Annotated in this window: 20 protein-coding genes and 1 pseudogene; 9 read left to right on the forward strand and 12 right to left on the reverse strand. The window is 69.6% G+C overall.

Annotation, left to right across the window (positions count from 1 at the left end):
• Positions 1 to 32: 32 nt before the first annotated feature.
• Positions 33 to 773 carry a competence/damage-inducible protein A gene (locus NO345_RS03745; RefSeq protein WP_256296612.1) on the forward strand — a complete coding sequence of 247 codons (741 nt, stop codon included), beginning with the start codon at positions 33 to 35 and terminating at the stop codon, positions 771 to 773.
• 6 nt (positions 774 to 779) lie between these two features.
• On the opposite strand, the gene NO345_RS03750 is transcribed toward NO345_RS03745, so the two are convergent.
• Together NO345_RS03750 and NO345_RS03755 are read right to left on the reverse strand one after the other, a co-directional pair.
• Positions 780 to 1,532 carry a hypothetical protein gene (locus NO345_RS03750; protein WP_256296614.1) on the reverse strand — a complete coding sequence of 251 codons (753 nt, stop codon included), beginning with the start codon at positions 1,530 to 1,532 and terminating at the stop codon, positions 780 to 782.
• Positions 1,533 to 1,639: 107 nt separating this feature from the next.
• Complete coding sequence (locus tag NO345_RS03755) at positions 1,640 to 2,950, reverse strand: bacterio-opsin activator domain-containing protein (protein ID WP_256296616.1); 1,311 nt, start codon at positions 2,948 to 2,950, stop codon at positions 1,640 to 1,642.
• Positions 2,951 to 3,134: 184 nt separating this feature from the next.
• On the opposite strand from NO345_RS03755, the gene NO345_RS03760 reads away from it, so the two are divergent.
• From NO345_RS03760 to NO345_RS19750, 3 genes and pseudogenes are all read left to right on the forward strand, one after another.
• Positions 3,135 to 6,701 (forward strand): tetratricopeptide repeat protein, encoded by a 3,567-nt coding sequence (locus NO345_RS03760; RefSeq protein ID WP_256296618.1) that lies wholly within the window; start codon positions 3,135 to 3,137, stop codon positions 6,699 to 6,701.
• A 117-nt stretch (positions 6,702 to 6,818) separates the two neighbouring features.
• A complete protein-coding gene (locus NO345_RS03765; RefSeq protein WP_256296620.1) occupies positions 6,819 to 9,368 on the forward strand; it encodes a hypothetical protein in 2,550 nt (849 codons plus the stop codon).
• Positions 9,369 to 9,398: 30 nt separating this feature from the next.
• A pseudogene (locus NO345_RS19750) lies at positions 9,399 to 9,554 on the forward strand (winged helix-turn-helix transcriptional regulator); the annotation flags it as partial.
• Positions 9,555 to 9,599: 45 nt separating this feature from the next.
• Here the strand turns inward: NO345_RS19750 and NO345_RS03770 are convergent.
• From NO345_RS03770 to NO345_RS03785, 4 genes are all read right to left on the reverse strand, one after another.
• Positions 9,600 to 9,944 (reverse strand): avidin-fold protein, encoded by a 345-nt coding sequence (locus NO345_RS03770; protein ID WP_256296622.1) that lies wholly within the window; start codon positions 9,942 to 9,944, stop codon positions 9,600 to 9,602.
• 65 nt (positions 9,945 to 10,009) lie between these two features.
• Positions 10,010 to 10,480, reverse strand: coding sequence for a CBS domain-containing protein (locus NO345_RS03775; protein ID WP_256296623.1), 471 nt, complete (start codon positions 10,478 to 10,480; stop codon positions 10,010 to 10,012).
• Positions 10,481 to 10,620: 140 nt separating this feature from the next.
• Positions 10,621 to 11,544: a cation diffusion facilitator family transporter gene (locus NO345_RS03780; RefSeq protein WP_256296625.1), complete on the reverse strand. Its 924-nt coding sequence runs from the start codon at positions 11,542 to 11,544 to the stop codon at positions 10,621 to 10,623.
• A 79-nt stretch (positions 11,545 to 11,623) separates the two neighbouring features.
• Complete coding sequence (locus tag NO345_RS03785) at positions 11,624 to 12,178, reverse strand: HIT family protein (RefSeq protein WP_256296626.1); 555 nt, start codon at positions 12,176 to 12,178, stop codon at positions 11,624 to 11,626.
• A gap of 257 nt (positions 12,179 to 12,435) precedes the next feature.
• Between NO345_RS03785 and NO345_RS03790 the strand changes: the two genes are divergently transcribed.
• A complete protein-coding gene (locus NO345_RS03790) occupies positions 12,436 to 12,636 on the forward strand; it encodes a DUF7835 family putative zinc beta-ribbon protein (protein ID WP_256296628.1) in 201 nt (66 codons plus the stop codon).
• A 39-nt stretch (positions 12,637 to 12,675) separates the two neighbouring features.
• On the opposite strand, the gene map is transcribed toward NO345_RS03790, so the two are convergent.
• Complete coding sequence (gene map, locus NO345_RS03795; protein WP_256296630.1) at positions 12,676 to 13,578, reverse strand: type II methionyl aminopeptidase; 903 nt, start codon at positions 13,576 to 13,578, stop codon at positions 12,676 to 12,678.
• A 323-nt stretch (positions 13,579 to 13,901) separates the two neighbouring features.
• The gene (locus tag NO345_RS03800) at positions 13,902 to 14,807 is read right to left on the reverse strand and encodes an isoaspartyl peptidase/L-asparaginase (RefSeq protein ID WP_256296632.1); all 906 of its coding nucleotides are present in this window, start codon (positions 14,805 to 14,807) and stop codon (positions 13,902 to 13,904) included.
• A gap of 168 nt (positions 14,808 to 14,975) precedes the next feature.
• Here NO345_RS03800 and icd point away from each other — a divergent pair, with 168 nt between their 5' ends.
• Together icd and NO345_RS03810 are read left to right on the forward strand one after the other, a co-directional pair.
• Positions 14,976 to 16,250: an isocitrate dehydrogenase (NADP(+)) gene (icd, locus tag NO345_RS03805; RefSeq protein ID WP_256296634.1), complete on the forward strand. Its 1,275-nt coding sequence runs from the start codon at positions 14,976 to 14,978 to the stop codon at positions 16,248 to 16,250.
• Positions 16,251 to 16,562: 312 nt separating this feature from the next.
• Positions 16,563 to 16,940, forward strand: a complete 378-nt coding sequence (locus tag NO345_RS03810) for a hypothetical protein (RefSeq protein WP_256296636.1) — start codon at positions 16,563 to 16,565, stop codon at positions 16,938 to 16,940.
• A gap of 9 nt (positions 16,941 to 16,949) precedes the next feature.
• On the opposite strand, the gene NO345_RS03815 is transcribed toward NO345_RS03810, so the two are convergent.
• Entirely contained in the window at positions 16,950 to 18,365 is a 1,416-nt protein-coding gene (locus tag NO345_RS03815) for a PAS domain S-box protein (RefSeq protein ID WP_256296637.1), read from the reverse strand.
• 82 nt (positions 18,366 to 18,447) lie between these two features.
• Between NO345_RS03815 and NO345_RS03820 the strand changes: the two genes are divergently transcribed.
• Together NO345_RS03820 and NO345_RS03825 are read left to right on the forward strand one after the other, a co-directional pair.
• Positions 18,448 to 18,969 (forward strand): DUF5817 family protein, encoded by a 522-nt coding sequence (locus NO345_RS03820; protein WP_256296639.1) that lies wholly within the window; start codon positions 18,448 to 18,450, stop codon positions 18,967 to 18,969.
• A gap of 42 nt (positions 18,970 to 19,011) precedes the next feature.
• On the forward strand, positions 19,012 to 19,365 hold the full coding sequence (locus NO345_RS03825) for a hypothetical protein (protein WP_256296641.1): 354 nt from the start codon (positions 19,012 to 19,014) through the stop codon (positions 19,363 to 19,365).
• 24 nt (positions 19,366 to 19,389) lie between these two features.
• Here the strand turns inward: NO345_RS03825 and hmgA are convergent, their stop codons facing one another.
• The 3 genes from hmgA to mptA form a co-directional block, all read right to left on the reverse strand.
• Positions 19,390 to 20,601: a hydroxymethylglutaryl-CoA reductase (NADPH) gene (hmgA, locus tag NO345_RS03830; RefSeq protein WP_256296642.1), complete on the reverse strand. Its 1,212-nt coding sequence runs from the start codon at positions 20,599 to 20,601 to the stop codon at positions 19,390 to 19,392.
• Positions 20,602 to 20,640: 39 nt separating this feature from the next.
• The gene (locus NO345_RS03835) at positions 20,641 to 23,502 is read right to left on the reverse strand and encodes a vWA domain-containing protein (RefSeq protein ID WP_438266750.1); all 2,862 of its coding nucleotides are present in this window, start codon (positions 23,500 to 23,502) and stop codon (positions 20,641 to 20,643) included.
• 254 nt (positions 23,503 to 23,756) lie between these two features.
• Positions 23,757 to 24,689: a GTP cyclohydrolase MptA gene (mptA, locus tag NO345_RS03840; RefSeq protein ID WP_256296645.1), complete on the reverse strand. Its 933-nt coding sequence runs from the start codon at positions 24,687 to 24,689 to the stop codon at positions 23,757 to 23,759.
• Positions 24,690 to 24,737: the final 48 nt, after the last annotated feature.

Genomic DNA, 24,737 nt, shown 5'->3' on the forward strand with positions numbered 1-24,737 from the left:
GTGGGGTCCAGCCTGATGGGAGGCCCAGTCTGATGCAGGTCGCCATCCTGACCGTCGGCGACGAGGTGCTCGCCGGCGAGACGACGAACACGAACGCCTCGTGGCTCGCCACCCAGTTGACCGAGCGGGGCGTCACCGTCGCACGAATCCTCACCGTGCCCGACGACGAGGCGGTCATCGCCGAGTGGGTCCGCGCGTTCTCGGAGGCGTTCGACGCCGTCGTCGTTACCGGCGGCATCGGCGGCACCCCGGACGACGTGACAGTCGAGGCCGTCGCGCGAGCCTTCGACCGCGAGATGATCGTCCGCGCGGACCAGCGCGAGCGGCTGGTACAGCGCGCCGAGGCCTTCAGGGAGGCGAACCCCGACCTCGCCGACGACTACGAGTTCGACGTGGACTTCGACGCGGTGGCGTCGCTTCCGGAGGGAGCCCGCACGCTGGTGACCGACGAGAGCTGGGCCCCCGGCTGCGTCGTCGCGAACGTCTACGTACTGCCGGGTATCCCGGACGAGATGGAGGCGATGTTCGCCGTCGTCGCCGACGAGTTCGCCGGCGACCGGACCAGCGAGACCGTCTACACGCCGACGCCGGAGGGCGCACTCGGCGGCGCGCTCGCCGAGGTCCGCGAGCGGTTCGACGTGGCCGTCGGGAGCTACCCCGCGCCGGTGGACGAACCCGGACGGATTCGGGTATCGGGGTCGGACCCCGACGCGGTCGCTGGAGCGGTGGCGTGGCTCCGCGAGCGCGTCGAGACGTGCGAACGGTCGGAGTGATGGAGGTCACTGCTCCGAGACGACGGTCGAGTCCGGGTTGGGCTCCAGCGACTCGAGGACGTGGCGCATAGCGGCCGCCAGGTCCTCTCCGCAGTCGTCTGCGACCGATTCCATCACTCCAACCCCCACGTTGAGCACGAACCCGGTCCTGAAGTAGCGGGTCTCTCCCTCCACCTCGTAGGGGAGGTCCGTAAACGTCCGGAGACTGCTGTCCGACTCCAACATCGCGTTCCTCCCGACCGCCACCGTCTCGCCGCCGAACTGCACGGTCGCGAACTCCTCGGCTTCGGACCCCAGCCCCTCCGGAGACCGGCTCCCGCGAAGCTCCTGCGTGACGACGAGGGTCAACTCGGTGTCGCCGTCGTCGGCGACCGCCGTGACCACGACCTCGGTGCGGTCGCTCTCGTAGGTCGATTCGCCGAGGACAGATGGGCGCTCCCATCGCGAGACGAGCGGGCGACCGGCCGTGTCGACCGCCGTGTAGTCCCCGGCGAGGTCGGCGCACGCGAAGTCGCCGCTCGAACCACCGCTCTCCGTGGCCTCGGCATCTCCGTCCCCGGCATCGGTCGTCCCCCTGTCGGTCCCCGCCATACTGTCGTCGGTGTCGGCGGGCCCACCGTCCGTCGGGGTCGGGCCGTCGGTCGCATCACCGCCGTCACCGCCGAGACAGCCGGCGAGCCCGGCGATGGTCGTGCTCCCGATAGCCGCGAGTATTTGTCGTCGCTCCACGCGCCGTGCTCCCATTCGTCGGTCAGGCATGGACGGGACTGCAGGGCGATGGAGCAAAAGCCACGTGTCTAGACACGACAGGTCGTGGACAGACCAACCCCAGGACCGGCGTTCGACGGCGTCGGCGTGCCCGGGCCTCAGTCGAGCAGCGTGTCGAGCACGCGCCGCTGGGCCTCGCGAAGGTGGAGGTGGAACGTCGAGGAGGCGATTCCGAGCTCCGGCGCGGTCTCCTCGGCACTGTTCCGGCGGGGCCACTCGAAGTAGCCCGCCCGGTACGCCGTCTCGAGGGTCTCCCGCTGGCGGTCAGTCAGTCCGTCGAGTACACCCGTCGCCGCGGTCGGCTCCGCAGCCTGCCGGTCGAGCTCCCGGCACGAGAGGAAGTCGAGATCGGGGAACGGAACCCGGAGCGACGCCACGACCTCCCTGCTGTCGGCCGACCGGGGGAGCTCGAGGGTCACCCGGCAGGCCCCGTGGTCCGCGACCGCCGAGCGGACTGTCGCCCCGACTGCGACCGTCCGGTTCAGCACCGGGAGCGTGGTTGCTTCGATCTCGACCCGTCCCCCGGTGCTCCGCTCGACGATGCTCCGGCTGTCGGCGACTGCCGGGTCCGCGGTCACGCAGTCGGCGAACTCCCCCAGCTCGGTTCCGGCCACATCGCAGTAGAGCCGCCAGTCGCCCTCCGCCGCGGCGTACCCCTCGAGGGAGATGCGGCAGTCGTGTGCTGCCGAGGCGCGCACGAGCGGCGAGTCGTCGTCCGTGACCCGGAGCTCGAGCTCGACGACGCCGTCGGCGAAGAACAGCTCCCGACCTCTGATGGCATCGACGGTCAGCCCGAGCGTCGTCCCGAGCGCCTCGAGGCCAGTCCGTTCGAGCTCGCCGAATGCGTTCCGGCGGCGGGTGTGGACGGCGAACACACTGTCGACGGTGTCGGCCGACCCGACGGGAACCGCTGCGACCAGCCCCTCGTCGGGGGCGTGCTCGGGGACCGGCCACCCCTCCGCGGTGATCGACCCGGCGTCGGCGACCGCCGTCTCCCCGGACCGGAGCGCACTGACCGCTGGGTGCGTAGCGTCCGGTGGCGTGACCGCGGCGGAGAGCCCGTCCGTTCGTCCGCTCTCGCCGCCGTCCCCGGCGCTGGTCCGGGCCGCGAGCCCGCCGCCGTCGAGCGAGCGGACGCCGACCCAGACGGACTCGTAGAGCCCCGAGTCGACGAGCCCGCGACAGAGCGTGCGCTCGGCATCGTCGCGGCAGCCGCAGTCGCCGACTCCGCGGCCGAGGCCCACGAGCAGTCGGTTGATGCCCCGTGCGGTGCCCGGCGTCTCGTCGGGATGGGGTCTCCGGTGGCTCGCTCCTTCCGACTCCACGGAGTCGTCGGTATCCACGCCAGCCACCGCCCGGACGTGCGCGTCGGTCGGTCCGGTGCTGACAGGCTCGGTATCGTCGGTCATCGGCCCCGCCCCCCTGCATCGGTCGTCCGCCGTAGTTCTGTGCGTTCCATGCCTCTACTCCGAGGTGAGAGGGGCAATATGCCACCGACTGGCACGTTGCGTCAGTCGGTGGAAGGGTGGGGTGGTTGATCGGGTTCATCGGTCGTTTTATAGAAATTTGGACTGATGACTACGACGAGAGCCAATGGACGAGTTCCCCCGCGACCAACGGACCCTCGACGTACTCACGAAGCGACTCGGTGTACTCCGTCGCCTCTGTGAGGGTGCGGCGTACAAGCGGGACCTGGTCGGCGAGCTCGACCAGTCCCGGTCGACCATCAACAGGGCCATCGACGACCTGGCGTCGGTCGACCTCGTCGAGCGCACGGACGACGGGTTCACCGCGACCCTCGCCGGGCGGCTGGCGCTGGAGCGGCTCGGGGCGTTCCAGATCGACCTCGACGACATCGTCGCCGCCGAGGCGGTCGTGGACCCGCTCCCGTTCGACGCGCCGCTCGACACCGCGGCCGTCGCCGGCAGCAGAGCGGTCCCCGCGACCGACCCCGCCCCGTACCGCCCGCTGGAGGGGTTCCACGACGACCTGGCGACCGCCACTCGCTACCGGGCGCTGCTGCCGTCGCTTGACGACCCCAGACACGTGCGGTTGCTGTACGAGCACGTCGCCACCGACGGGCGACCGGCCGAGCTGGTCGTCGCCCCCGAGGTGCTCGACACCCTCCGGTCGGAGTTCCCCCGGCGGATGGCGGCGATGGCCGAGGCTGACGGGTTCCGGTTGTTCGTCGGCGACGTCCCACCGTTCGCCCTCGCGCTTGTCGAGGACGAAGCCCCGACCGACGACGGAGCGCCGGTAGGTGGGTATCCCACCGACCCGGAGACGACCGTCCACGTCGTGGTGTTCGCCGAACGTGGCGGCGTCCACGGGACGCTGGCGAACGAGACCCACGAAGCGGTTCGGTGGGCGACGGAGCGGTACGATGCGGTCAGGGCCGATGCAGATGACCGGACGGACGCGTTCCTCGCGGCCGACGCGACGACGCCTGTGGTCGACGCCGACGGCGGGGCAGTCGAGGGAGCGCCCGACACCGGTCTCCGCAATCAGCTGTCCGTCGCGCTCGAACGGGAAGGGTTCGTCCAGCTCGACGTCTCCTACTTCCGACACGAACCGGTCGCCGATCCACCGACCGCATGGCGGGCCGGACTCACACTCCCCGAGGTCCACACCGGCTACGCCGTCGCACGGACGCTACCCGACGGCGACGCCGACATGACCGAGCGGTTGCTCGGGGACCTGACCGCGGGGACGGACGTCGTGGTCGTCGGGCCGCCTGGGTCGGGCAAGAGCACCGTCTGCAAACACGTCGCCTGCGAGTGGTACGAGCGCGACCGCGGATCCGTCCTCTACCGTGAAGGGGGACGGGGCCGTCCGTTCGAATCCGTCGACGACCTCGCCGTGACCGCCGACATCGCCGACGGCCACACGCTCGTCGTCGTCGAGGACGCGGTGCGGTCGGACGCAGACGCGGTCTTCGACGCCCTCGAGCGGTTCGCCGACCGCGACGATGTGAGCGTCCTGCTCGACGCCCGCACGGCCGAGTGGCGGGACCCGCCCGGCGACGTCCGCGACCCGACCGGGCTGTCGGTTCACCACATGCCGACGCTGGGGGAAGCCGACGTCGAGCGGTTCGTCGAGGGATTCGAGCGGACAACCGACGAGGGGGTCGGCGCGTCGGTGGACGAACTACGGGCGGAGATCGCGGACGCGCCGGCCGACGACGCGGGCGCGCCCGGCGAGGTGCTCTTGCTGTTGCACCGGCTGGCGACCTTCGCCGACCCGCTCGCCGAGGGGCCGACGTCGCTGGAGGCCGCCGTCGCCTCGGTACACGAGTCGCTCGCGGGTGACGACCTCGCGCTGGACGTCTGCACCCTCGTGAACGTGCTGAACGCGGCGGGAATCGGGGTACCGCCGCACGCGCTGTACGCTGTCGCCGACCCCGAGGAGTTCGACGGCGTCGACGCGGCCATCGAGCGCCTGGAGGGCCGTGTACTGTTCCCCCGCGACGACGGCAGCTACCGGACGGTCCACGAGTCGTGGTCGGTGACGTTCCTGGCCTACCTGCTCGACGCCGAGGGCGAGGCCCTCGCCGCCGAGCGGTTCGGCGACTGCCTCACCGCGCTCCTCTCGCTGGCGGACCACCCAGGCAGGCGCGACCGGATCGCCCGCCACCACGACGAGGCACTCGCCCTCCCCGGACTCGTCGACGACCCCGGCGACTGGGCCGACGAGACGGCGGCGGCGCTCTACGCGCTCGGCCGGGAGCACCCAAAGCTCGCGCCGCTGTACGGCGGCGAGCGCGACAGCGTCGCCCTCCCGACCGCGTGCTCGGAGGACGTCGCCGAGGACCGCCCGATCTGGGTCGGTCGGATGTTCCTCGACGCGGGTCGCTTCGACGACGCCGAACGCGCGTTCGAGCGCCTCCCCGCCGACGAGACCCGACACGCGTTCGAGCGGGCGTTCGGTCTCTCCCGGGTCGCCGACGGGCGCGGGAGGTACGACGCGGCCGTCGCCCACGCCGAGGAATGCCTCTCGCTGGCCGAGGAGCTGGGTGACCGCGAACTCGGGGGACGAGCGGAGCGACGACTCGGCCGCGCGCTGGCCAACCGCGAGGAGTACGAGGCGGCGGACCCGCACCTCCGTCGGGCGCTCGAATCCTTCGACTCGCTCGGGGACCGTCGCCGGGCGGCGACGACGCTCGACTACCTCGGCTCGGTCGCCCAGAGTCGCTCCGAGTACGGGACTGCCCGGGAGTATCACCGGCGGAGCCTGGAGCTCTCGCGCGAGCTCGGCGACCGCCACGGCGAGGCCCGCAGCCTGGCGAACCTGGGGTCGGTCGCCCTGGGCCACACCGAGTTCGAGACCGCCCGAAAGCAGTACGAACGGAGCCTCGACATCCACCGCCGCCTCGGCAACCGCGACGCGGTCGCATCCGTACTCGAGAACATCGGGCTGGTCGCGCGTCACCAGGGCGAGTACGCCACCGCCGAGGAGTACCACGAGCGGAGCCTGGCAGTGAGCGAGGAGCTCGGTGACGCCCACGGGGAGGCTCGGAGCCTCGGGAACCTCGGGCTGCTCGCGAAGAAGCGCGACGAGTACGACGACGCGGTCGACTACTACGAGCGCACCCTCGAGATCCATCGGGAACTCGGGCTGCGCCACGGCGAGGCGAAGGCCTGCTGCAACCTGGCCGAGGCCGCGGTCCAGCAGGGCGACGCCGAGACGGCCCGGGAGTACGTCGAGCGCGCGAACGACGTCATGGAGGAGCTGGGCGACCGGAAGGGGCTGGCGATAACCGCGAACGTCCTCGGGGCGGCCCACCGCGAGGACGGCGCGTACGACGACGCCTGCGAGGAGTTCCGCCGGAGCATCGAGCTGTTCAGGTCGGTCGAGATTCCGCAGGGGCGGGCGGTCGCGCGCCGGAATCTCGGCGAGACACTGGCTGCGACCGGCGAGGTAGACGCGGCACGCGACCACTGGCGGACAGCCCTCGAGACGTTCGAGGCGGTCGCCGTCCCACAGGACGCTCTGGAGACGCTGGAACTGCTCGTCTGGACCTGTCGTGTCGAGGACGACGACGAGACGGCCCTGCAGTGGTGCGAGCGCTCCCGGGAGCTCCTCGCAGATGCCTCCGACGCCGTCGTCGAGCGCCACCGGGGCTGGGTCGACCGGCAGCTCGACGACCTCGACGGAGACTGACTGCCAGATCTGTCGCTGGGTCTCGGCCGACACCTCGGATGACCCCACCGGCCCCTCGGCTCTAGAGGTCTAGAACTGCCAACTATCCGTCTCCCGTCACCCTCCTCCGGCATGACGATGGATCGGGATCGAACCACGGCACCGGATTCTGACGACGGCGGAGATGCTCCGACGGGACCGACGACGGGTCGCCGACGGCTGCTCGACCTGCTCGGAACCGCCGGAATCGCGGGACTCGCCGGCTGCAGCGCGCTCGGCGGTGGCGACTCCATCCCGGGTGGCGGAGCCACAGGCGGTGGCAGCGGAACCACGGCCAGTGACGGGGGGAGCGGTAGCGACGGTGGCTCCGTGAACGTCACTGCGAAGGCCCTCTCGGCCCTCCCGGCGGGTCCCTGCGAACAGTCGAGCAGGGGCGACCAGCGACACCTCGACACCGTTCGGGTCGAGTCGGACACCACGCTCGGGGTGGACGCGAACGTCGTCGTCGTGCGCCGAGGACTCCAGGTGACCGGTGGGACGACGCTCACCGTCGAGCCGGGGACGACGCTCGTCTTCGGCGAGAGCGGGAGCCTGTCGGTCGCGGGGACGCTGTCGGCCGCGGGCACCTGTTCGGCACCCATCGCATTCGTCGGCGAGGCGGGCTCCTGGCGCGGCGTCACCTTCGAGTCGAACGGTGGTGGAACGCTCGACCACGTACTCCTCGAGGGCGCGGGCGGCGAGCGGACCGCCGCGGTGACGGTGCGATCGGACGGTGCGGTCGACCTGACGAACACCGAGGTCCGCGGCGGTCCGGGCGACGCCGTCGCCGTAGCGGACGGCGGCTCGTTCGGGACGTTCGACCGCAACGCGCTCGCTGGGTCCGACGGGCCGGCGGTCCGGGGTCCAGTCGGTGCGCTGGACGCGCTGGACGCCGGGACGAGCTACGGGTCGGCGGGCGAGTCGCCGGTCGTCGTCGAGTCGTCGACCGTCGGGGAGGGAGAGACCGTCGAACTGGAGGCCCTCGGCGTCCCGTACGACGTCGCGCCAGCGGGTCGTGGGGGCATCGCCGTCGCGGGGAGCCTCACGGTCGCTCCGGGGGCCACGCTGCGGTTCGGACAGAACGGGCAGCTGGTCGTCGAGGGCCGCGGGGAACTCGTCGCCGACGCTGGCGGCGGCGACCCGATCCGGTTCGTCGGCGGACAGGACGTGCGCGGGGCCTGGGCTGGTCTCCGGTTCCGGGATGCGACCTCGACCGAGAACGTACTCCGGAACGTCGTGGTCGCAGCCGCCGGTGCCGGCGACGGGGGACAGGGCCTCCTGCTGGCGGGAGAGAGCCGCGTCAGCGTCGCCGACAGCGAGTTCCGCGGCAACGAGAACTACGCCGTCCGCCTCCAGCAGAACGCGACCATGGAGAGTTTCGACGGCAACCGGTTCGTCGACAACGACGCGACGGTGTGGACCTCCGCACGGACCGCGCGGTTCGTCGGTCCGGCCAACGAGTTCGAGGACAACGACGACGACCGTGTCGTCGTCTACGCCGGGGAGTTCGACGGTCACGTCGTCCCGGAGGGCGAGGACCACACCTGGTCGAACCCCGGCGTGCCGCTGTTCGTAGAGCCCGCACGGGGCGGTTCGTTCGGTGTCTACGGCTCACTGACGCTCTCGGAAGGGCTGACCCTCCAGTTCGGGCAGGACAACGGCATCTACGTCACTGGTTCGCTGGCGACTGACGTGGACGCCGAGGGGCTCCCGGAGGAGATCGACGCCACGGACCCCCCGGGGGCGTACGTCACGTTCGAAGGCGACCAGGCCACCGCCGGCTTCTGGAAGGGGATCGCGTACGATGGCACCCGGAGCACCGACAACGTCCTGGAGTTCGTGGAGATTCGCCATGCCGGCGGTGGGCGCGCACCGGCGTCGACCGGGCAGCGCGACGCCGCAGTGAAGGTCCTCCAGGGTGCACGGCTCCGGTTCCAGGCCGCACTCGTCGAGGAGACCGCCGGCTACGGCCTGTTCGCCCAGCGTGAGAACGCGCTCGACACGGTCGCTGGGGTCCACTTCCGGAACAACGAGGCACCGATGTTCCTCTACGCCGACTCGGTGAGCCAGGTCGGTGCCGGGCTGGGATTCGAAGGCAACGAGACGGAGATGGTGTTCGTCCGGCCGCCCGTCGAAGCTGTCACCGACGACATCTCGTGGGCAGCCATCGACGTCCCGTATCGCGTGCTTCCGAGCCAGGTTGGCCCCCAGCTCACCATCGGGTCCAACGCGGTGATCCAGGACGGGACCGAGATCCGGTTCGAGCAGGACGTGGGTGTGCTCGTCGAGGGCGACGGGAGCCTCAGGTGCGTCGGACTCGGCGAGGAGCCGACAGATCCCAACACGATCCTCCGCGGCGTTGAGGCGGTCCCCGGCCACTGGGACGGGGTCCGGTACACAGAAACCACGTCACCGGAGAACCGCATCGACGGCACCGGCATCTACCACACGGGCGCGGCGTCATGGCCCCGTCTCCCGGGGGAGGATGCGACGGCTGCCGTCGCCGCGACCAAGGGGGCGGAGGCGACCGTCGCCGGCAGCCACGTCGCAGAGTTCGACGGCGTCGCCTTCGCCGCCGAGTCCAGAGACAACCCGAACAGGCAGGAGGACAACGCGACGCTGAACCTGCAGGGCAACGTCGTGGAGTGACCGCGCTCGCTACGGCTCTCCCCCGGCCAGATGGCCGGAACAGTGGCGACCAGGACGCTCTCCGCAGACCTTCGGGAGTTGCACTGTCTCGGCTTCATCGACCGTGCTGTCCACGCCACGACGCCGCCGACCACGACGTACCGGCTCACCGACCACGGCGCGCGGCTGGCGACCATCCTCGACGACGTAGCCAACCTCGTCCTGCTGAGGATTCGGGCTCGTCCCGCCCATCTACGACACTTCCTCCAGTACCGATGCGCCACGGCCCGGCTTCGACTCCCACTCCCACTCGTCCTCCACGCGGACGCGCCCGTCGTCGAGCAGGGCCACGTCGCCGACGGAGTGACCCGTCGCCGTCTCGCCGTCCTCGTTGAGCTGGACGTAGCGGATGTCCCACCGGCCGTCCGTGAGGGTGCCGACGAGGTGCCCCTCGACGATGCTGCCGCCCGCGTAGTGGGCGTGGATGCGGTCGCCGTCCTGTTCGAACTCGAACCGGGTGTCGCCGCTGACCTCGCCCGATTCGTCGTTCGCGACGCCGACGAGCGTCCGCCCGTCGAGCGAGAGCTGTTCGCTCATACGTCCAGCGCGTCGCACGAGCACCTAACTGTTCGCTCCCGGCGAAACCGGAGACGGTCGCGTCGCTACGCGGGGTCCGTGGCTTCGGCGTCCGTCGACTCGTCCTCCGACGCCGGGTCGAGTCGGAGCGGTTCCGCGTCCCACGTGGTGTCGAGGCGGCCCCGTGTGACGTACGGTGCGAGCGTGCCGCGGGTGACGACGCCGTGGTACTCCCCGTCACCGTCGACGACGGGAAGGACACCGATGCCGGCCTTCCGCATCCGGTCGGCCGCCAGTCCGACCGGCATCGTCGGCCGGACCGTCACGACGGGAGTGGACATGACCTCGCCCACCGGGAGGGTGAAGCCCTCCTCGGCGACGGCGGCGACGAGGTCCGATTCGGTGACGATACCCGCCACGCCGTCGGGTCCGTCCCGGACGACCAGCGCCGGGACGTCGGGGTCGCGGAGGTACCCCGCGGCCTCGGGGAGCGAACAGTCCGGCCGGGCCACCACCGCGCCGTCGGTCAGCGCCCCGTGAACTGGGATCTCTATCATCGTCCGTGACAACAGCTCGCACGACTTAGCAGTACCGTACAAAGGGATGGATATTCCTAGAATGCTTCCCACACCGAAACGAGGTTCGAGAGGCGTTCCGGGCACGTCCCCGGCGGTTCTTGAGACGTTCGTCCAGAGCCTCACTCCCCGGAGTTGCCGACCAGCCGCTCGGCCTCCTCGTCCGCCTTCCACTCGCCGAGTTCCTTCGGGTCGACGTGGACGAACACGTCGTCGACCTCCGGTAGCTCGCGGATGGCCTGGACGACGTCGCTCTCGATGTCGTGGGCCTCGAACAGCGTGTGGTCGCCCTCGACCTCGATGTGGAGGCTCACGTCGATCTCCGGGCCGACGTAGTGGGCGACGACGTCGTGGACGCCCTCGACCTCGGGGTGGGCGGTGGCGCGCTCGACGATCTCCGCCCGGAGGTCGTCCGGCGGTGCCCCGCCGACGAGGTAGTTGACGTTGTCGCGGACGATCTCGACACCGGTCCAGAGGATGCCGAGCGAGACGACCGCGGCGGCCAGCGGGTCGAGCACCGGGTAGCCCGCGGTCGCACCGAGGACGCCGACGAGCGCCGCCAGCGCGGTGAGCACGTCGTTGCGGTTGTCGAGCGCCGTCGCGACCAGTGCGGGGGAGTTCGCGTCCGAGCCCCGTGTCAGACAGTAGCGGTAGAGCCCGAGCTTGATTACGGCCGAGCCCGCGAGCACGCCGATACCGGCCGGTGTCGCGTTGACGGCGATGTCGCCGGCCAGCAACGTCGTGCTCGACTGCCAGAAGACGAGCACACCCGCGGCGAAGATGCCGGCGGCCACGAACAGCGAGACGAACGGCTCGATGCGCTCGTGGCCGTGGGGGTGCTCGAAGTCCGGCGGCTGGGTCGTCAGGTAGAGCCCGACGAGCACGACGAGGCTGTAGACGGAGTCGGAGAGGCTGTTGACCGCCTCGGAGCCGACGGCGAGGCTCCCGCTCTCGACGTACACCGCGCCCTTCGCCAGCGCCAGCGCGACGTTGGCGAGCAGGACGACGGCTCCGACCCGACGGACGGTTCGACGGCGGTCGTCCATTCCTGTCGGGTAGTCGGTCGGCCGGTACTTAGAAGGACGGTTTCGCGTGAGGGCAGGCGGGCGAGAGCCGAACCGGGGGTCACTCGGGCCCGTCGTCTGGGAACCGCACCGCCGTGTCGTCGCCCTCGACGACCGCGCCGTCCTGTGCGGCGAACGCCTCGTACAGTCGCCCGTACGTCTCCGAGACCGCCTCGACGATGACCTTCGTGTCGCCGACGACCGGCATGAAGTTGGTGTCGCCGTTCCAGCGCGGGACGACGTGGGTGTGGAGGTGGTCGTCGATGGAGCCGCCGGCCGCGCCGCCACCGAGGTTCAGCCCGGCGTTGTAGCCGTCCGGCCCCATCGCCTCGTCGAGCGCGTCGAACGTCCGTTGTTTGAGGTGGGCGTGTGCGAGCAGCGTCCCGTCGTCGAGCTCCCGGAAGTCGCCGGTGTGGCTGTGGGGGATCACCATCGCGTGGCCCGGGTTGTACGGGTAGTTGTTCAGGATGACGAACGCGCCCGCGTTCCGGGCGACGATGCGGTACTCGCGGTCGGCGTCCCGGGCGGGCAGCTCGCAGAAGGGGCAGCCGTCGATGTCGTCGTTCCCGTCGCGTTCCACCCAGTCGATGCGCCACGGTGCGAACACCTGTTCCATGGTCCGAGTGTGGCCGGGGAGGCATTGAATCCCACGAAGCCCGGCACCGCTCTGCCCACCTGACATGAAAGGGACGCAATACCGGGTTCAAGACCCGGTTTCGAGGCTACAAGCAGCGACAGTTCACGGGGGAAACGACTCGTTACGGCAGAATTAGGAACCGACTACTCAGACACCAATAATAATCAGTTTCGGTAAATTTTCGGCGCTGAACGGTCGGCTCTTTTTATACCTCTTGGTAACCATCCGGTAATTGGATGGCGACGACTGACAACTCAATCGACGGGCGGACCGAACACTGTGAGAGCTGCGACACCGACACCATCCACCAGGTGTCCGTCCAGCTCGTCACGGAGAGCACGAAGAAAGAGAACTCCCAGTTCTCCCGGGAACCCTACCGCGTCACGGAGTGCCAGCAGTGCGGGACCCGCGAGAGCCAGCGGATGAACAACGCCTGACGGTGACACGACCGCGGCCAGCGGTATCCGGCGACGGCGTCACTCCGACGCCGTCGTCACTTCGCATCCATCCTCGGTGACGATTATCGTGTGCTCCCGCTGACTGACCAGCGTGCCGTCGTCCTCCTTGAGCACCGGGTAGCCGTGGACGACGTTCTGCGATTTGAGCCGCCGCAGCGCCATGTTCGGCCGGGGGACGTCGAGCCAGCGCGTCGCGAAGGGCAGCGTCTGGAACTCCTCGGTGATCTGTTCGAGCGCCTTGCGTGCGTTGCGGTCGCGGACCGACGCCTCGCGCTCCAGCGAGTAGATCTCCTCCTGCTGCCCCTCGGAGACCTTGCCCGAGCCGTCGGTCGCGAACGGCTCGATGGCGACGACGTCGCCGACCTCCAGCGTCGTCCCCTGCTTCACCGCCCGGTTCGGGATGTTCGGACTGACGTGTTGCTCCCAGTGGCCGAGCCCGTGGCCGGTGAGGTTCACGACGGGGTTGTAGCCGTAGCCGTCGATGACCTCCTCGATGGCCGCCCCGATGGTGCCGGTCTCGACGCCCGGTTCGACCGTCTCGAGCGCGGCGTCGAGCGCCTCCTCGGCGGCCTCGACGAGCTCCGGGTTGCCGCTGAAGTCGACGGTGACCGCCGTGTCCGCCAGCCAGCCGTCGATGTGGACGCCGATGTCGAGTTTCACCATCTCCTCGCCGACGGTTCGTTCGTCGCCCGGGCCCGCCGCACCGTGGGCCGCCTCCTCGTCGACGCTGACGTTGACCGGGAACGCGGGTGTGCCACCGAGCTCGCGGATGCGGTCCTCCGCCCACTCGGAGATCTCGAGGTAGCCCGTCCCAACCTCGAGGCGGTCGGCTGCCTCGTCGCGTACCTGCGCGAGAATCTGCCCTGCCTCGCGGTGCTTCTCGTACTTCTCGGCGTCAAGATCGACCTCGGGCTCGCTCATACGCGTCCTTCGCGTACGCCGGAAAAAGAGGTTGCGCATCCGCGGCCCGTGTCGTGAATCAGCCCGCCGTGGCTACCGGTCGACCCAGGCACACCGCGGGCAGGCGTCGACGCCCTGGACGTTCACCGTGGCTGTCTCGCACTCCGGACACTGCCGTGTGCGGCCGTGTTGTACCTGTTCGAGCATGGGAGTTGAGTCTACTTCGACGAACATAAATCTACGCTACGACAGTCGTCGAAGAACCGGCAGCTACTGGCGGTAACGTGCGTATGCGTCACCGGGAGACCGCCAGCGGGCGTCGGTGTCGGCAGGCGTCGAACCCGCTACTCCCGGACGACCGCGGTTTGCATCCCCTTACTGTTGTACGCCGCGCCCGCCCCCTCGTGGTCGGCGACGATAACCCCGGCGGATGCGCCCGTCAGCTCGCCGAACTCGTCGATGGCGCGATCCGCCGCCGCCTGTGCGTCCATCCCCTCCTCGAGGTAGCGGACCGCGCGCCGCGAGAGGGTGACACGGGCGATGTCCTCGCCCGCACCGGTCGCGCTCGCGCCGCCCGCCGGTGAGCAGTAGAAGCCGCTGCCGACCTGTGGCACGTCGCCGACGCGGCCCGCGAGCGCGAGCCAGCGCCCGCCCGTCGACGTCGCCGCGGCGAACTGCTCACCGTCGCGCGCCACGGCACCGACCGTGTCGTGGTCCTTGCCCGCGGGCGCACCCGAATCCTCCTGCTCGGCGTCGGGGTCGGCCGTCGACCCGCCGAACGTCTCCTGTACCCAGCGGGCCTGCGCCGCCATGTCGCCCTCCGGTACGTCCGCGTCGGCGAACCGCTCGCGCGTGCTGTCGGTCCAGAGGTCGACCTCGCAGTCGATCCCCTGCGCCGCGGCGAAGTCGACCGCGTGGACGCCAGAGAGCAGGATGTGCGGCGTCTCCTCGAGGACGGCACGGGCGACGCTGACCGCGGCCTCCACGCCCGGCATCGAGGCCGCCGCACCCACCGACCGGTCGTCGGTCATGACGCCCGCGTCGGTTCGGAGGATGCCGTCGGACTGCGCACAGGAGCCGACGCCCGCGTTGAACCGGGGCGACGATTCGAGGACGCGCACCGCGCTCTCGACCGCGTCGAGCGGTGATGCCGCCGTCGAACCGCTCTCGGCCGCCTCGTCGAGCACTGCCTGTCGCGGGTCCGGGTCGTCGGGCACCCCGCCCGCACCGCCGTGTACGATGACCTGCATGGACTGGCGTTCCGCGGGGTACCTCAAAAGTGCGGGTGGTCGAGCGCGGTCGACGTCGGTCACTGGGGGACACACGGACCCACCCGACCGCCGGTCGGGCCGCGATACTTGCCGCCCAGCGGCAAATGATAGCCCTTTTACCCGCACTGTTCGTCGCTTCAGGTGACAATGAGCTCCGACTACGAGCATATCGAGAAACCCGACAGCGGCGAGAAGATCACGGCCGACGGCGACACGCTCTCCGTTCCGGACGAGCCCATCATCCCGATCATCCACGGCGACGGCATCGGGAAGGACGTCGGTCCCGCCGCACAGAAGGTCCTCGACGCCGCCGCGGAGGCGACCGGACGCAAGGTCCACTGGATGGAGGTGTACGCCGGCGAGTCCGCACGCGAGATCTACGGCGAGGACGTCAACCTCCCCGACGAGACCGTCGACGCCATCCGCGAGCACCGTGTCGCCATCAAGGGCCCACTCACGACGCCCGTCGGCGCTGGCTTCCGCAGCCTGAACGTCGCGCTCCGCCAGACGCTCGACCTCTACGCGAACGTCCGCCCGACGTACTACCTCGACGGCGTCCCGTCCCCCATGAAGGCACCCGAGGAGATGGACATGGTGACCTTCCGTGAGAACACCGAGGACGTCTACGCCGGTATCGAGTGGGAGCAGGGCACCGACGAGGTCCAGCAGGTCAAGGAGTTCGTCGAGGACGAGATGGGCATGGACGGCATCATGCACGACGGGCCCATCGGCATCGGCATCAAGCCCATCTCCGAGAAGGGCAGCAAGCGCCTCGTCCGCGAGGCCATCGACTACGCCATCGAGAACGACCGCGACACGGTCACCCTCGTCCACAAGGGCAACATCATGAAGTTCACCGAGGGCCAGTTCGGCACCTGGGGGATGGAGGTCGCCGAGGAGGAGTACCCCGACGACGAGGTCTTCGCCGCACCCGACTCGCTCTGGGAGGAGCAGGACGAGGTCGACATCCCGGAGGACGCCGTCATGGTCGAGGAGCGCCTCGCCGACGCGATGCTCCAGTGGATGCAGCTCCGCACCGACGAGTTCGACGTGCTCGCCATGCCGAACCTCAACGGCGACTACCTCTCCGACGCCGCGGGCGCACAGATCGGCGGTCTCGGCATCGCGCCCGGCGCGAACTTCGGCGAGGGTCGCTGTCTCGCAGAGCCCGTCCACGGTAGCGCACCGAAGCGCGCCGGCCAGGACAAGGCCAACCCGACCGCACTCATCCTCTCCGGCCGCCTGATGTTCGAGTACCTGGGCTGGGAGGACACCGGGAAGCTCATCCGCGACGCCGTCGAGCAGACCATCTCCAACGGCAAGGTCACCTACGACCTCGAGCGCCAGATCGAGGGCGGCGAGAAGCTCTCGACCACGGAGTACGCCGAGGAGATCATCGCGAACATCGAGCAGCTTTCGTAGAGCGCTCCTCGAACCCCGACTGCCGGGAGCATCGAGTGGCTCTCGTCGACGGCGCGGCACGACCGCTCCACGGGACCGTTCTTCTGTCGCCCGCACGGCCCGCATCGAGACCGTCAGACGTTGGTCCGGAGCCCGACAGTTGTTGCTGTTCCAACAACAAACCGACCGCACCGCCCTCGTTCTCGCACCGTCTGCGGCCCGTCTCAGGACCATCCGGCTGCAGTCATCCGGATTCGCGGAACGCCACAGAAACTGTCGGAAACCCGTGTAATAACTAGAACTTATTTCTATTAGTGACCACATACGTGTGACATGGCATCTCCCCCCATGCCACCCGAGCAGGTGCCCGACTTCGTCGTCGAGCACTTCGAGGAGCACGACCCAGAGACGTTGCGCGACATCGTGGCGTACGAGGCACAGCGCGCGCGCTCGACGGAGGTCCCGAAGTACATCACGGAGGTGTTCGTGATGCAGAGCGACGAGACGAAACGCGCCATCGCGACGTACGCCCGGGACCTCGCCGCACACAAGGAAGAACGCGCCGCGGAACTCGCCGAGCAGCAGCGAGCCGAGGCGGAGGCGGCCGCCGACGGCGGCGAACCACGGACGACCGAACCGGAGCAGTCGACGACCGACTCGGACGACGACGACGACGGCCCATCGTTCGCGACCGGGCCGATGTTCGGGTGACCGTCGGCGTCAGGCACCGCCGTCGCAGTCGATCTCGAACCGCGCTCCACTCCCGTCCTGCGGGACAGCAGCGACCGACCAGCCGTGGGCCTCCGCGACCGTCGCGACGATGGCCAGCCCGAAGCCCGTCCCGTCGTCGTCGGTGGTGATACCCTGCTCGAACAGCGAGTCCGCGACCGCCGGATCGATACCCCGTCCGTCGTCGACCACCGCGAACCCGTCGTCGGTCGCCTCGACGCGGACCGTCGTCGCGTCCGGCGCGTGGTCGACAACGTTCCGGAACAGGTTCTCGAACAGCGTCTGGAGCCGCTCCGGGTCCGCCTGGACCGTCCCGGGCCCGTCACCGAGTACAACGTCGAGGTCCCCCGTCTCCCCCGTCGTCCAGGCGCGCGAAGCGACCGTCTCCAGGGCCACCGGCTCCTTCTCCGCCCGCGAACGTCCCTCGCGTGCGAGCGTCAGCACGTCCTCGATGAGCCGCTCCATCCGGTCGAGTGCGTCTGCGGCCGCGCCGACCTGCTCGTCCTCGATGCCGTCGAGGTAGCCCTGGGCGACCGAGAGCGGGCCACGGAGGTCGTGACTGACGAGCTCGGCGAACTCGTCGAGTCGCCCGTTACGGTCGCGCAGGCGCTCCTCGAGCTCGACCCGCTCGGTCACGTCCTTCTGGAACCCGAAGTAGTGCGTGACCGTCCCCGAACCGTCCTCGACCGGCGTGATCTCCAGCTGGTTCCAGAACGGCGTCCCGTCCTTCCGGTAGTTCCTGATGACCGTGGAGATGGAGTTTTCGGCATCGAGGGCCGCCCGTATCTCCGCGACCGTCTCCTCGTCGGTGTCCTCGCCCTGCAGGAAGCGACAGTTGTCGCCGAGCACCTCGTCGGCGTCGTAGCCGGTCAGTCGCTCGAACCCGTCGTTGACGAACACGAGCGACTCGTCGGCGTTCGCCACGGTGATGCCGACCGTCGCCTGGTCGAGCGCCCGCTCGCGCAGCTCGAGCGCCTGTCGCAGGGACTGCTCCGACGTCAGCCGCCGGATCTGCGAGAGCAGCCGCGCCACGGCATCCGTCCCACGCCGTGGGACGTACGCTGTCCCGGACTGCATCAGCACATCGTCCACGGTCGTCACGTCGGGGTCTCGCGCGTAGAGGACGAACGGGGTCGCGCTCACGTCCCGGACGGCTCGGAGGGTCTCGGGCACCGCCGGCACTCCCGACCCGGGAGCGTGGACCACGCAGTCGACGACCCGGTCGGCCAGCGCCGTCGACACCGCATCGAGGCTATCGACCCCCACGACGTCGAGTCCGTCGGTCCGCGTGAGCGTGGAGACGTCCTCGTCGTCGTCCACGGCGACGACGAGCACCGACGACTCGTCGACCACGTCCGGCTTCGGTGTCCAGGACGGGTCACGCGCGGAGAACGACGGGCTGTTCATACGGCGTCCACGAACGCGGACCCCTTGAGCCCTGTGCCCGACGAGACGAAGGTTCAAACCGGACGAGGCCCCAGTGCCTGCTATGTACCACGTGGTCGGGTGTAGCGACTGCGGCGCGTTGCGGATCGTCGAGGGACGGCCCGAGACCACCCGCTGTGGCACCTGCGGCACCCGCAAGCAGTTCTCAAAGGTCCGGTCGTTCGTCGAGACGGACGACCTCGACCACGCCCGCGAGGTGCGTGCGTCGATGCTGGCGAACCGGCAGGGCGAGGGCGACGCGTTCGCCGCGGTCGACTCCTTCGCCGAACTCGAAGACGACGTGGCCGACGGCGTCCTCGACGACGAGGAGTTCCTCGCGGCGTCGGGCCTCGACGTCGAGCAGGTCACCGAGGCGGGCGAGAGCGCGACCGAGACCCGCGGCTCGACCAGCCGCAAGGAGACGGTGAAGAACGCCCTCCGCGAGCTCGACGCGCCGACCGAGGAGGAGGTCGTCGCCTACGCCGGCGAGCGCGGCGTCCCCGCCGACTACGTCGAGCGCGCGCTGACGAAGCTCGTCCGCCGTGGCGAGGTCACCGAGAGCCGGGGGCAGTACCGCCTGCTCTGAGGGGCCCACCAGTTTCTTGCTCGTCGACGGCGTGGTCCGTCCATGAACGACCGGACGGTCGGCCTCGCCGTCGTCGGCGCGCAGTTCGTCGCGACGCTGTTCGCCCTCGTCATCGTCGGTCGCGGCAGCGAGGAGTCCGTGCTCGTCGCCGGCACCGGCGTCGAGGTCCCCCTCCTCGCCGGCGTGTGCTGCCTCGCCGCCTTCGGCCTCGGCGCAGTTCGAACCGTCAGGAAACGTGACGGCCGCCGCGGGCTCGCGGAGTTCGCAGTCGGCGTCGGCGTGACGGCCCCCCTCTTTCTCGGCATCTCGCCCGCCGTCCTCGCCGGCGCGGCGGTCGTCGTCGTCGCCGCACTCGTCGGCCGGGTCGACCCGCGGAGGACCCTGGAGCGGGGCTGACCCCGGCGCGCCGGCTGCCGCAGCTTACCGGCCCAGCTCCTCGTGGGCGGACGCGAGGTGGTCCGACGCGAGCGCCGCCAGCAGCGACAGCTCGCCGGCGAGCGCGCCGGCCGCGACGACCTCCGCCAGCGCGTCCGCGTTCGCCCCCGCCGGCTCGCCGCCACCGGCGAGCCCCAGCACGTCGAGCGCCTCGGACTGCGTCGGCAGCTTCGTCCCCCCACCGACGGTGCCGACCTCCAGCGAGGCGAGCGACACCGAGAGGTAGAGCCCGTCCTCGCGCTCCTCGGCCGTCGTGATAGCGTTCGACCCCTCGACGACCTGGGCGGGGTCCTGCCCGGTGGCGATGAACGCCGCCGCGACGATGTTCGCCGCCTGCGCGTTGAAGCCGAGCGACCCCGCCTTCGCGCTCCCGACGAGGTTCTTCCGGGTGTTCGCCTCGGCGATGGCCGCCGCCGTCGTGTGCAGGCGCTCCTCGACGACCTCGTCGGGGATCACGACGTCCGCGGTGACCGACCGACCGCGACCCTCGACGGCGTTGACCGCCGCGGGCTTCTTGTCCGTACAGAGGTTGCCCGAGAGCGCGACGAGTTCGGCCGGTGTCTCCGCCGCGACGACCTCACAGGCCGCCTCCGTCGCGATGGTCGCCATGTTCATCCCCATCGCGTCCTTCGTGTCGTAGCGGAACCGCAGGTACACCGCGTCGCCGACGACGTACGGCGTCACGTCGAGCAACTCGCCGTGGCTCGTCGTCGACTCCGCCGCCTCGGCGAGTTCGGCCTCGTGCTCGCGGACCCACTCGACGACCTCGGCCGACTCGACGACACCCGCAGTGCGGAACACCGGCGCACGCGTCATACCCGACTTCGTCACCCGGGCGTTCGCTCCGCCCGCCGACTCGATGACCGACAGCCCGCGGTTCACCGACGCGACGAGCGCCCCCTCGGCCGTCGCCAGCGGCAGGTAGTACTCGCCGTCAGCCGACCCGCCGTCGACGGTCACCGGCCCGGCGACGCCGAACGGCACCTGGGTCGCCCCCGCCATGTTCTCGATGGCCGAGTCCGCGACCTCGGCGTCGAACGCGTAGCTGCCGGTCGTCGAGAGGTCGGCGTCGGTCTCGGCCTCGAGAACGAGTCTGCGCGCCTCCGCGGCGGTGTCGTGGTCGGCGTGCGCTTCGAGTTCGTGGAGCCGCAGTTCGCCCGCCCGAACGCGGTCGGCGAGCGTCGCCGGGTCTGTCATACCGGCACTCGCACCCGATACCGCTTAACGGTTGTCGGTTCAGGTCGCGCGCTCGCGCGCCGGTGCGTGGACCGCCAGTGTCGACTGCGTGGGTGCATCGACCGACAGCAGTGCGTCGGCGTCGACGCTGGCCACCGGCGGCCCGGCGACGACACGGGTGCTGTTCTCGCTCGTGGAGACCACGCTCACGTCCACGCCGACGAGGTAGCTCATCTCGACGTCCTCCGAACAGCGCCCGACGTCGGCGAGGAACACCATGTTGTTCGCGTCGCTCTGGGTCCCGTTGTCCGTCGCCTCCACGAGGACGATCGCCTGGTTGTCACAGGGGAGGTCGGTGTAGAGCTCGCCGCTCGGCGTCTCCCGGTAGTACTGACCGTCGGGCGTGTCGAGCATCTCCCTGACCGACTCCTGCCACGCGAGGCTGGAGTCGGCGAGGATCTGCGTGTCGTTGCCGTAGACGTGGACCTCCGTCTCCCCGTCGCTCAGCATCGTGCCCCCGGCGGCCGTACAGTAGGTCTGCTGGTACTCCGTCCCGCCGATCGTGGCCGTGCCGCCGGTCGTCTCGTTCGCGACACACTCACGGAACGTCGGCTGGAAGCTCGTCTCCGCACCGTCGGCGAGCACGAACTCCTCGCTCGCGAACGAGTCGAGGGTGACGCCGTCGGCGGTCCAGTTGTTCAGGTTCCGCCCGTCCCAGAGCGTCGTCGCACTCCCGCCCGTCTCGACGGCGAGCGTCGCCTGCGGATGGAGCAGGTAGCGTTCGTACGTCGTATCGGTGTCCAGGTGACGGCTCTCGAGGGTCACCGTGTCGTTCACCGCACCGGTGACGGTCTCATCGTAGGAGAACTCCACGGTACGGGAGACCGTCGTCGTGTACGTCGAGTTCGACGCCTCGTCGAACCGCTGGACGGTGAACTCCATGGAGACGGTCTCCTCCTCGTCGATGCTGGACGAGCCGGTGCCGTTCACCCGGACGGTGTCGCCGACCGAGAGGTTCTCGGCTTCTGTCTCGGTGAGCGCGCGGGTCGTCGAGAGGTTCACGTCGAACTGGCTGGTGTTGGACACCGAGACCGTCTCGGTGGTCTCCTCGACGCCGACCAGGACCGTCTCGTTGTAGCTCTCGTTGTGGTGGATGGTCCGGGTACTGACGTTCTCGGCGATCTCCGCGAACGTCTCGCTGAGGTCTTCGGAGTCCGAGACCGGGTAGTACTCGCCGTCGGTGGTCGCATCGGCGGTCGCCTCGAGTATCACGTCGTCCGGGTCACCGAAACCGACGCTGTGCAGGGTCACGCCCGTCGGGACCTCCTGTGCGGCTGCCTCGTCGGGCCAGCGGACGTAGCCGTTCGGGTCGTCGTCGACGTTGTGCCGACCGTCGGTCAGCAGCACGATGAACTGTTCGTTCGAGCTGTTGCCCTCGGTCTGGAGGACGTCGGCTGCCTCCTCGATGGACTGACTGATTGGCGTGTTGCCCTGCGGTTCGAGCCCGTCGATAGCGTCGTGGGCTCCCTGCTCGTCGGTGTTCAGGGGGTGGTGCTGGGTGATGTCCGCCGGCGTGTCGGCCTCACAGACCCACCTGTATCGACCCCGATGGTAGTCCCGGTACCGGTCCGACCAGGAGCAGTGTTCGTTCGACGTGTAGCCGACGACACTGTAGCGCGGCTCGGTCCCGTTGACGGTGGACTCGACGGTCTGGATGAACTCGTGGGCCGCGTCCTGCGCCTCGTCCATCTTCGAGCCGTCGGCCATCGAGCCGGACTCGTCCATCACGAAGACGATCTCGAGGGTCTCGTTCGTGGGGACCTCCTCGGTCCAGTTGTTCCACTGCTGTTGCTGCTCGTAGATCGGTTCCTCGTGGGTCAGCTCGACGGTCGAACTGTCGTCGAGAGACACCGTGGAGTTGTTCCAGCCGACGAGGGGGTCACCGGGGGTGTTCTCCTCGACCGGCTGGGCGGTCGCGTTCGCGTTGGCGGAGCCGAGCAGGGTGAGCGAGCTCCGGTAGGTGTTCCCCTCGCCCTTGTCTATGGCGAGCACGTCGTCGTCGCCGCTCGCGACGCCGGCCGCCGCCAGGCTGCCCTCGGAGACTATCTGTCCGGTCACGAGCCGCCCGTCGTCGAAGTCGACGACGGTGTTGCGGCGGTTGTCGTACTCCGGCGGGAGCATCGATCGCGGGATTTCGACTTCGACCGTCTCGGGACCGGTCCGGCTGACCTGGCTCGCGCCGAACTCGCCCTCGAGGTGGCGCTGCCACGCCTCGTGGTACGCGCTCGTCACCGAGAGGGAGAGGTTGCGGAAGCTGTCGGGGTCGCCACAGGCACCGGAGAAGAGCTGGGACCGGACCGCCTCGGACATCGCCGCGGAGCGCGAGCTGTTCTTCTGGACGTCGATGGTCGAGTCGTCGACGGTGCCGGAGAGGTTGACGAGGTCGAGCTGGAGGGTCTGCTCCTGGTAGCGCACGCCCGGGGCGCTGAGCTGGGAGACACCGCCGGTCTCGTCGGCACGCCAGACCGCACCGGACTCGTAGACGATGGTCGTCCCGCTCTCGTGGTGGTACTCGAGCGCCGTCAGGGGGACCGTCGCCGCGCAGGCGCTCCTGTCGTTCACGCTGACCCGTATCCGGCCGGTCCGGTTGATGACGGCGTCGTTGGCCGACATGCTCCCGAGGTCCAGCTCACGCCCGGTGCCCGAGCCGGACATCGAGAGCGAGCCGAGCTCGCTGTCGACGTTCGACATCGCGATCTCGGCCGACCTGACCTCGTTGTTGTCCTGGATGCTCTCCGTCACCGCCGTCCCGGAGACGAACAGGATCGCTGCCCCGGCGATGACGATACCGAACAACAGGACCACACCTGTAACTTCGGATACACCACGTGCCCGCTCCGTCGATATGCCTTGTCCCCTCATGTGCGGCCTCGTTCCGAGACATTATCCTCGAAGACATATTAAATCTATTGTCTAGTGTGTAAAAAATACGCTATACGGCTAGAAACCAGCTCGTCGGGAGCCCTGGTCTATCACAGAAAGCTCGGGAAATTAACGGGCGACACCCGGACGAGAACCGGTCGATTGCGTCGGTCGGTGGGTACCCGACCCCCACCGGGACGGGCCCGTTCGATTCCTCGTCGGGCGGCAGCAGTGCGAGACAGGAGCGGGAGCGTTCAGTTCCTCCCGTCGACCTCGCCCCGCAGCGTCCCCATCTCGACGACCCGCTCGGCGTGGGCGTTGTGCTGGTGGATGGACTCGTCGTTCGACTGCTTCATCGTCACGACGGCGCTGTCGGGGAGGTCGGGGAACTCCGTCACCACGTCCTCGGCCATCGAGCGCACGCAGTCCTCGACGAACTTCGCGTTGGCGTGGGAGTGGTAGGTCATGTAGTCCTCGTCGGGGCGCTTCGCGAGGTTGTAGATGCGGGCGGACATCGCGTCCCGGGCCACGTCGACGAGGTTCATCAGGTCGACCTCGGGGGCGTCCTCGCTCTCGACGGTCAGCGTGGCGTGGCCGCGCTGGGAGTGCCCCGGCTGGGGCACCTCGTCGAGGAACGCCTCGGCGGTCTCGTCGTCGACGCCGAGGTCGTCGAGCACGCGGCGGGCGCGGGCGGCTGACATCCCCTGCGAGCAGGGACAGACGGTCATGCCGACGACCCGGGCACCGATCTCCTCGCGGGTGCCCTCCCCGGTCGCGGTCGCGGAGGCGATGACGTCGATGGTGGACTGGGTCTCCTTGTCGGATTCGGGAGTCCGCTCCCGGGTCATCAGTTCGGCCTCCATGCGGACCTCGGCCTTGCTCGTGTAGTCGTGCTTCTCGAGCAGGCGCTCGGCGGCGTCGCCACAGACGTCCTCGACGCGGTAGGCCTCCTCGCGGGTCGCAGCCTCCAGCGTCTCGTCGATGACCTCCATGTTCCGGGACATGTCCGCGCCCTTGCGCCACGACGGGAGGTCGACGAACACCTCGAACTCCGCTGTCAGCACGATGGGACGCTTCTCGGGACGGGCCAGCTTGACGAGCTTCTCGACGCCCGTCACGCCGACCTGGCTCAGCCCGACGGTCACGTCGGGGCTCGACGCCTGCACGTCGGGGAGTTGCTCACTCATTGCCCCCGGGTAGGGTCGTGAGTTGATTAGTGCTTTCGAAAGTCGGGG

It is taken from the genome of Haloarchaeobius salinus, assembly GCF_024464185.1.
GTDB lineage: Archaea > Halobacteriota > Halobacteria > Halobacteriales > Natrialbaceae > Haloarchaeobius > Haloarchaeobius salinus.

Coding starts and splice junctions, on each gene's coding strand:
- NO345_RS03745 (WP_256296612.1), top strand. CDS start 33: ATGCAGGTCGCCATCCTGACCGTCGGCGACGAGGTGCTCGCCGGCGAG.
- NO345_RS03750 (WP_256296614.1), bottom strand. CDS start 1,532: ATGCCTGACCGACGAATGGGAGCACGGCGCGTGGAGCGACGACAAATA.
- NO345_RS03755 (WP_256296616.1), bottom strand. CDS start 2,950: ATGACCGACGATACCGAGCCTGTCAGCACCGGACCGACCGACGCGCAC.
- NO345_RS03760 (WP_256296618.1), top strand. CDS start 3,135: ATGGACGAGTTCCCCCGCGACCAACGGACCCTCGACGTACTCACGAAG.
- NO345_RS03765 (WP_256296620.1), top strand. CDS start 6,819: ATGGATCGGGATCGAACCACGGCACCGGATTCTGACGACGGCGGAGAT.
- NO345_RS03770 (WP_256296622.1), bottom strand. CDS start 9,944: ATGAGCGAACAGCTCTCGCTCGACGGGCGGACGCTCGTCGGCGTCGCG.
- NO345_RS03775 (WP_256296623.1), bottom strand. CDS start 10,480: ATGATAGAGATCCCAGTTCACGGGGCGCTGACCGACGGCGCGGTGGTG.
- NO345_RS03780 (WP_256296625.1), bottom strand. CDS start 11,544: ATGGACGACCGCCGTCGAACCGTCCGTCGGGTCGGAGCCGTCGTCCTG.
- NO345_RS03785 (WP_256296626.1), bottom strand. CDS start 12,178: ATGGAACAGGTGTTCGCACCGTGGCGCATCGACTGGGTGGAACGCGAC.
- NO345_RS03790 (WP_256296628.1), top strand. CDS start 12,436: ATGGCGACGACTGACAACTCAATCGACGGGCGGACCGAACACTGTGAG.
- map (WP_256296630.1), bottom strand. CDS start 13,578: ATGAGCGAGCCCGAGGTCGATCTTGACGCCGAGAAGTACGAGAAGCAC.
- NO345_RS03800 (WP_256296632.1), bottom strand. CDS start 14,807: ATGCAGGTCATCGTACACGGCGGTGCGGGCGGGGTGCCCGACGACCCG.
- icd (WP_256296634.1), top strand. CDS start 14,976: ATGAGCTCCGACTACGAGCATATCGAGAAACCCGACAGCGGCGAGAAG.
- NO345_RS03810 (WP_256296636.1), top strand. CDS start 16,563: ATGGCATCTCCCCCCATGCCACCCGAGCAGGTGCCCGACTTCGTCGTC.
- NO345_RS03815 (WP_256296637.1), bottom strand. CDS start 18,365: ATGAACAGCCCGTCGTTCTCCGCGCGTGACCCGTCCTGGACACCGAAG.
- NO345_RS03820 (WP_256296639.1), top strand. CDS start 18,448: ATGTACCACGTGGTCGGGTGTAGCGACTGCGGCGCGTTGCGGATCGTC.
- NO345_RS03825 (WP_256296641.1), top strand. CDS start 19,012: ATGAACGACCGGACGGTCGGCCTCGCCGTCGTCGGCGCGCAGTTCGTC.
- hmgA (WP_256296642.1), bottom strand. CDS start 20,601: ATGACAGACCCGGCGACGCTCGCCGACCGCGTTCGGGCGGGCGAACTG.
- NO345_RS03835 (WP_438266750.1), bottom strand. CDS start 23,502: ATGAGGGGACAAGGCATATCGACGGAGCGGGCACGTGGTGTATCCGAA.
- mptA (WP_256296645.1), bottom strand. CDS start 24,689: ATGAGTGAGCAACTCCCCGACGTGCAGGCGTCGAGCCCCGACGTGACC.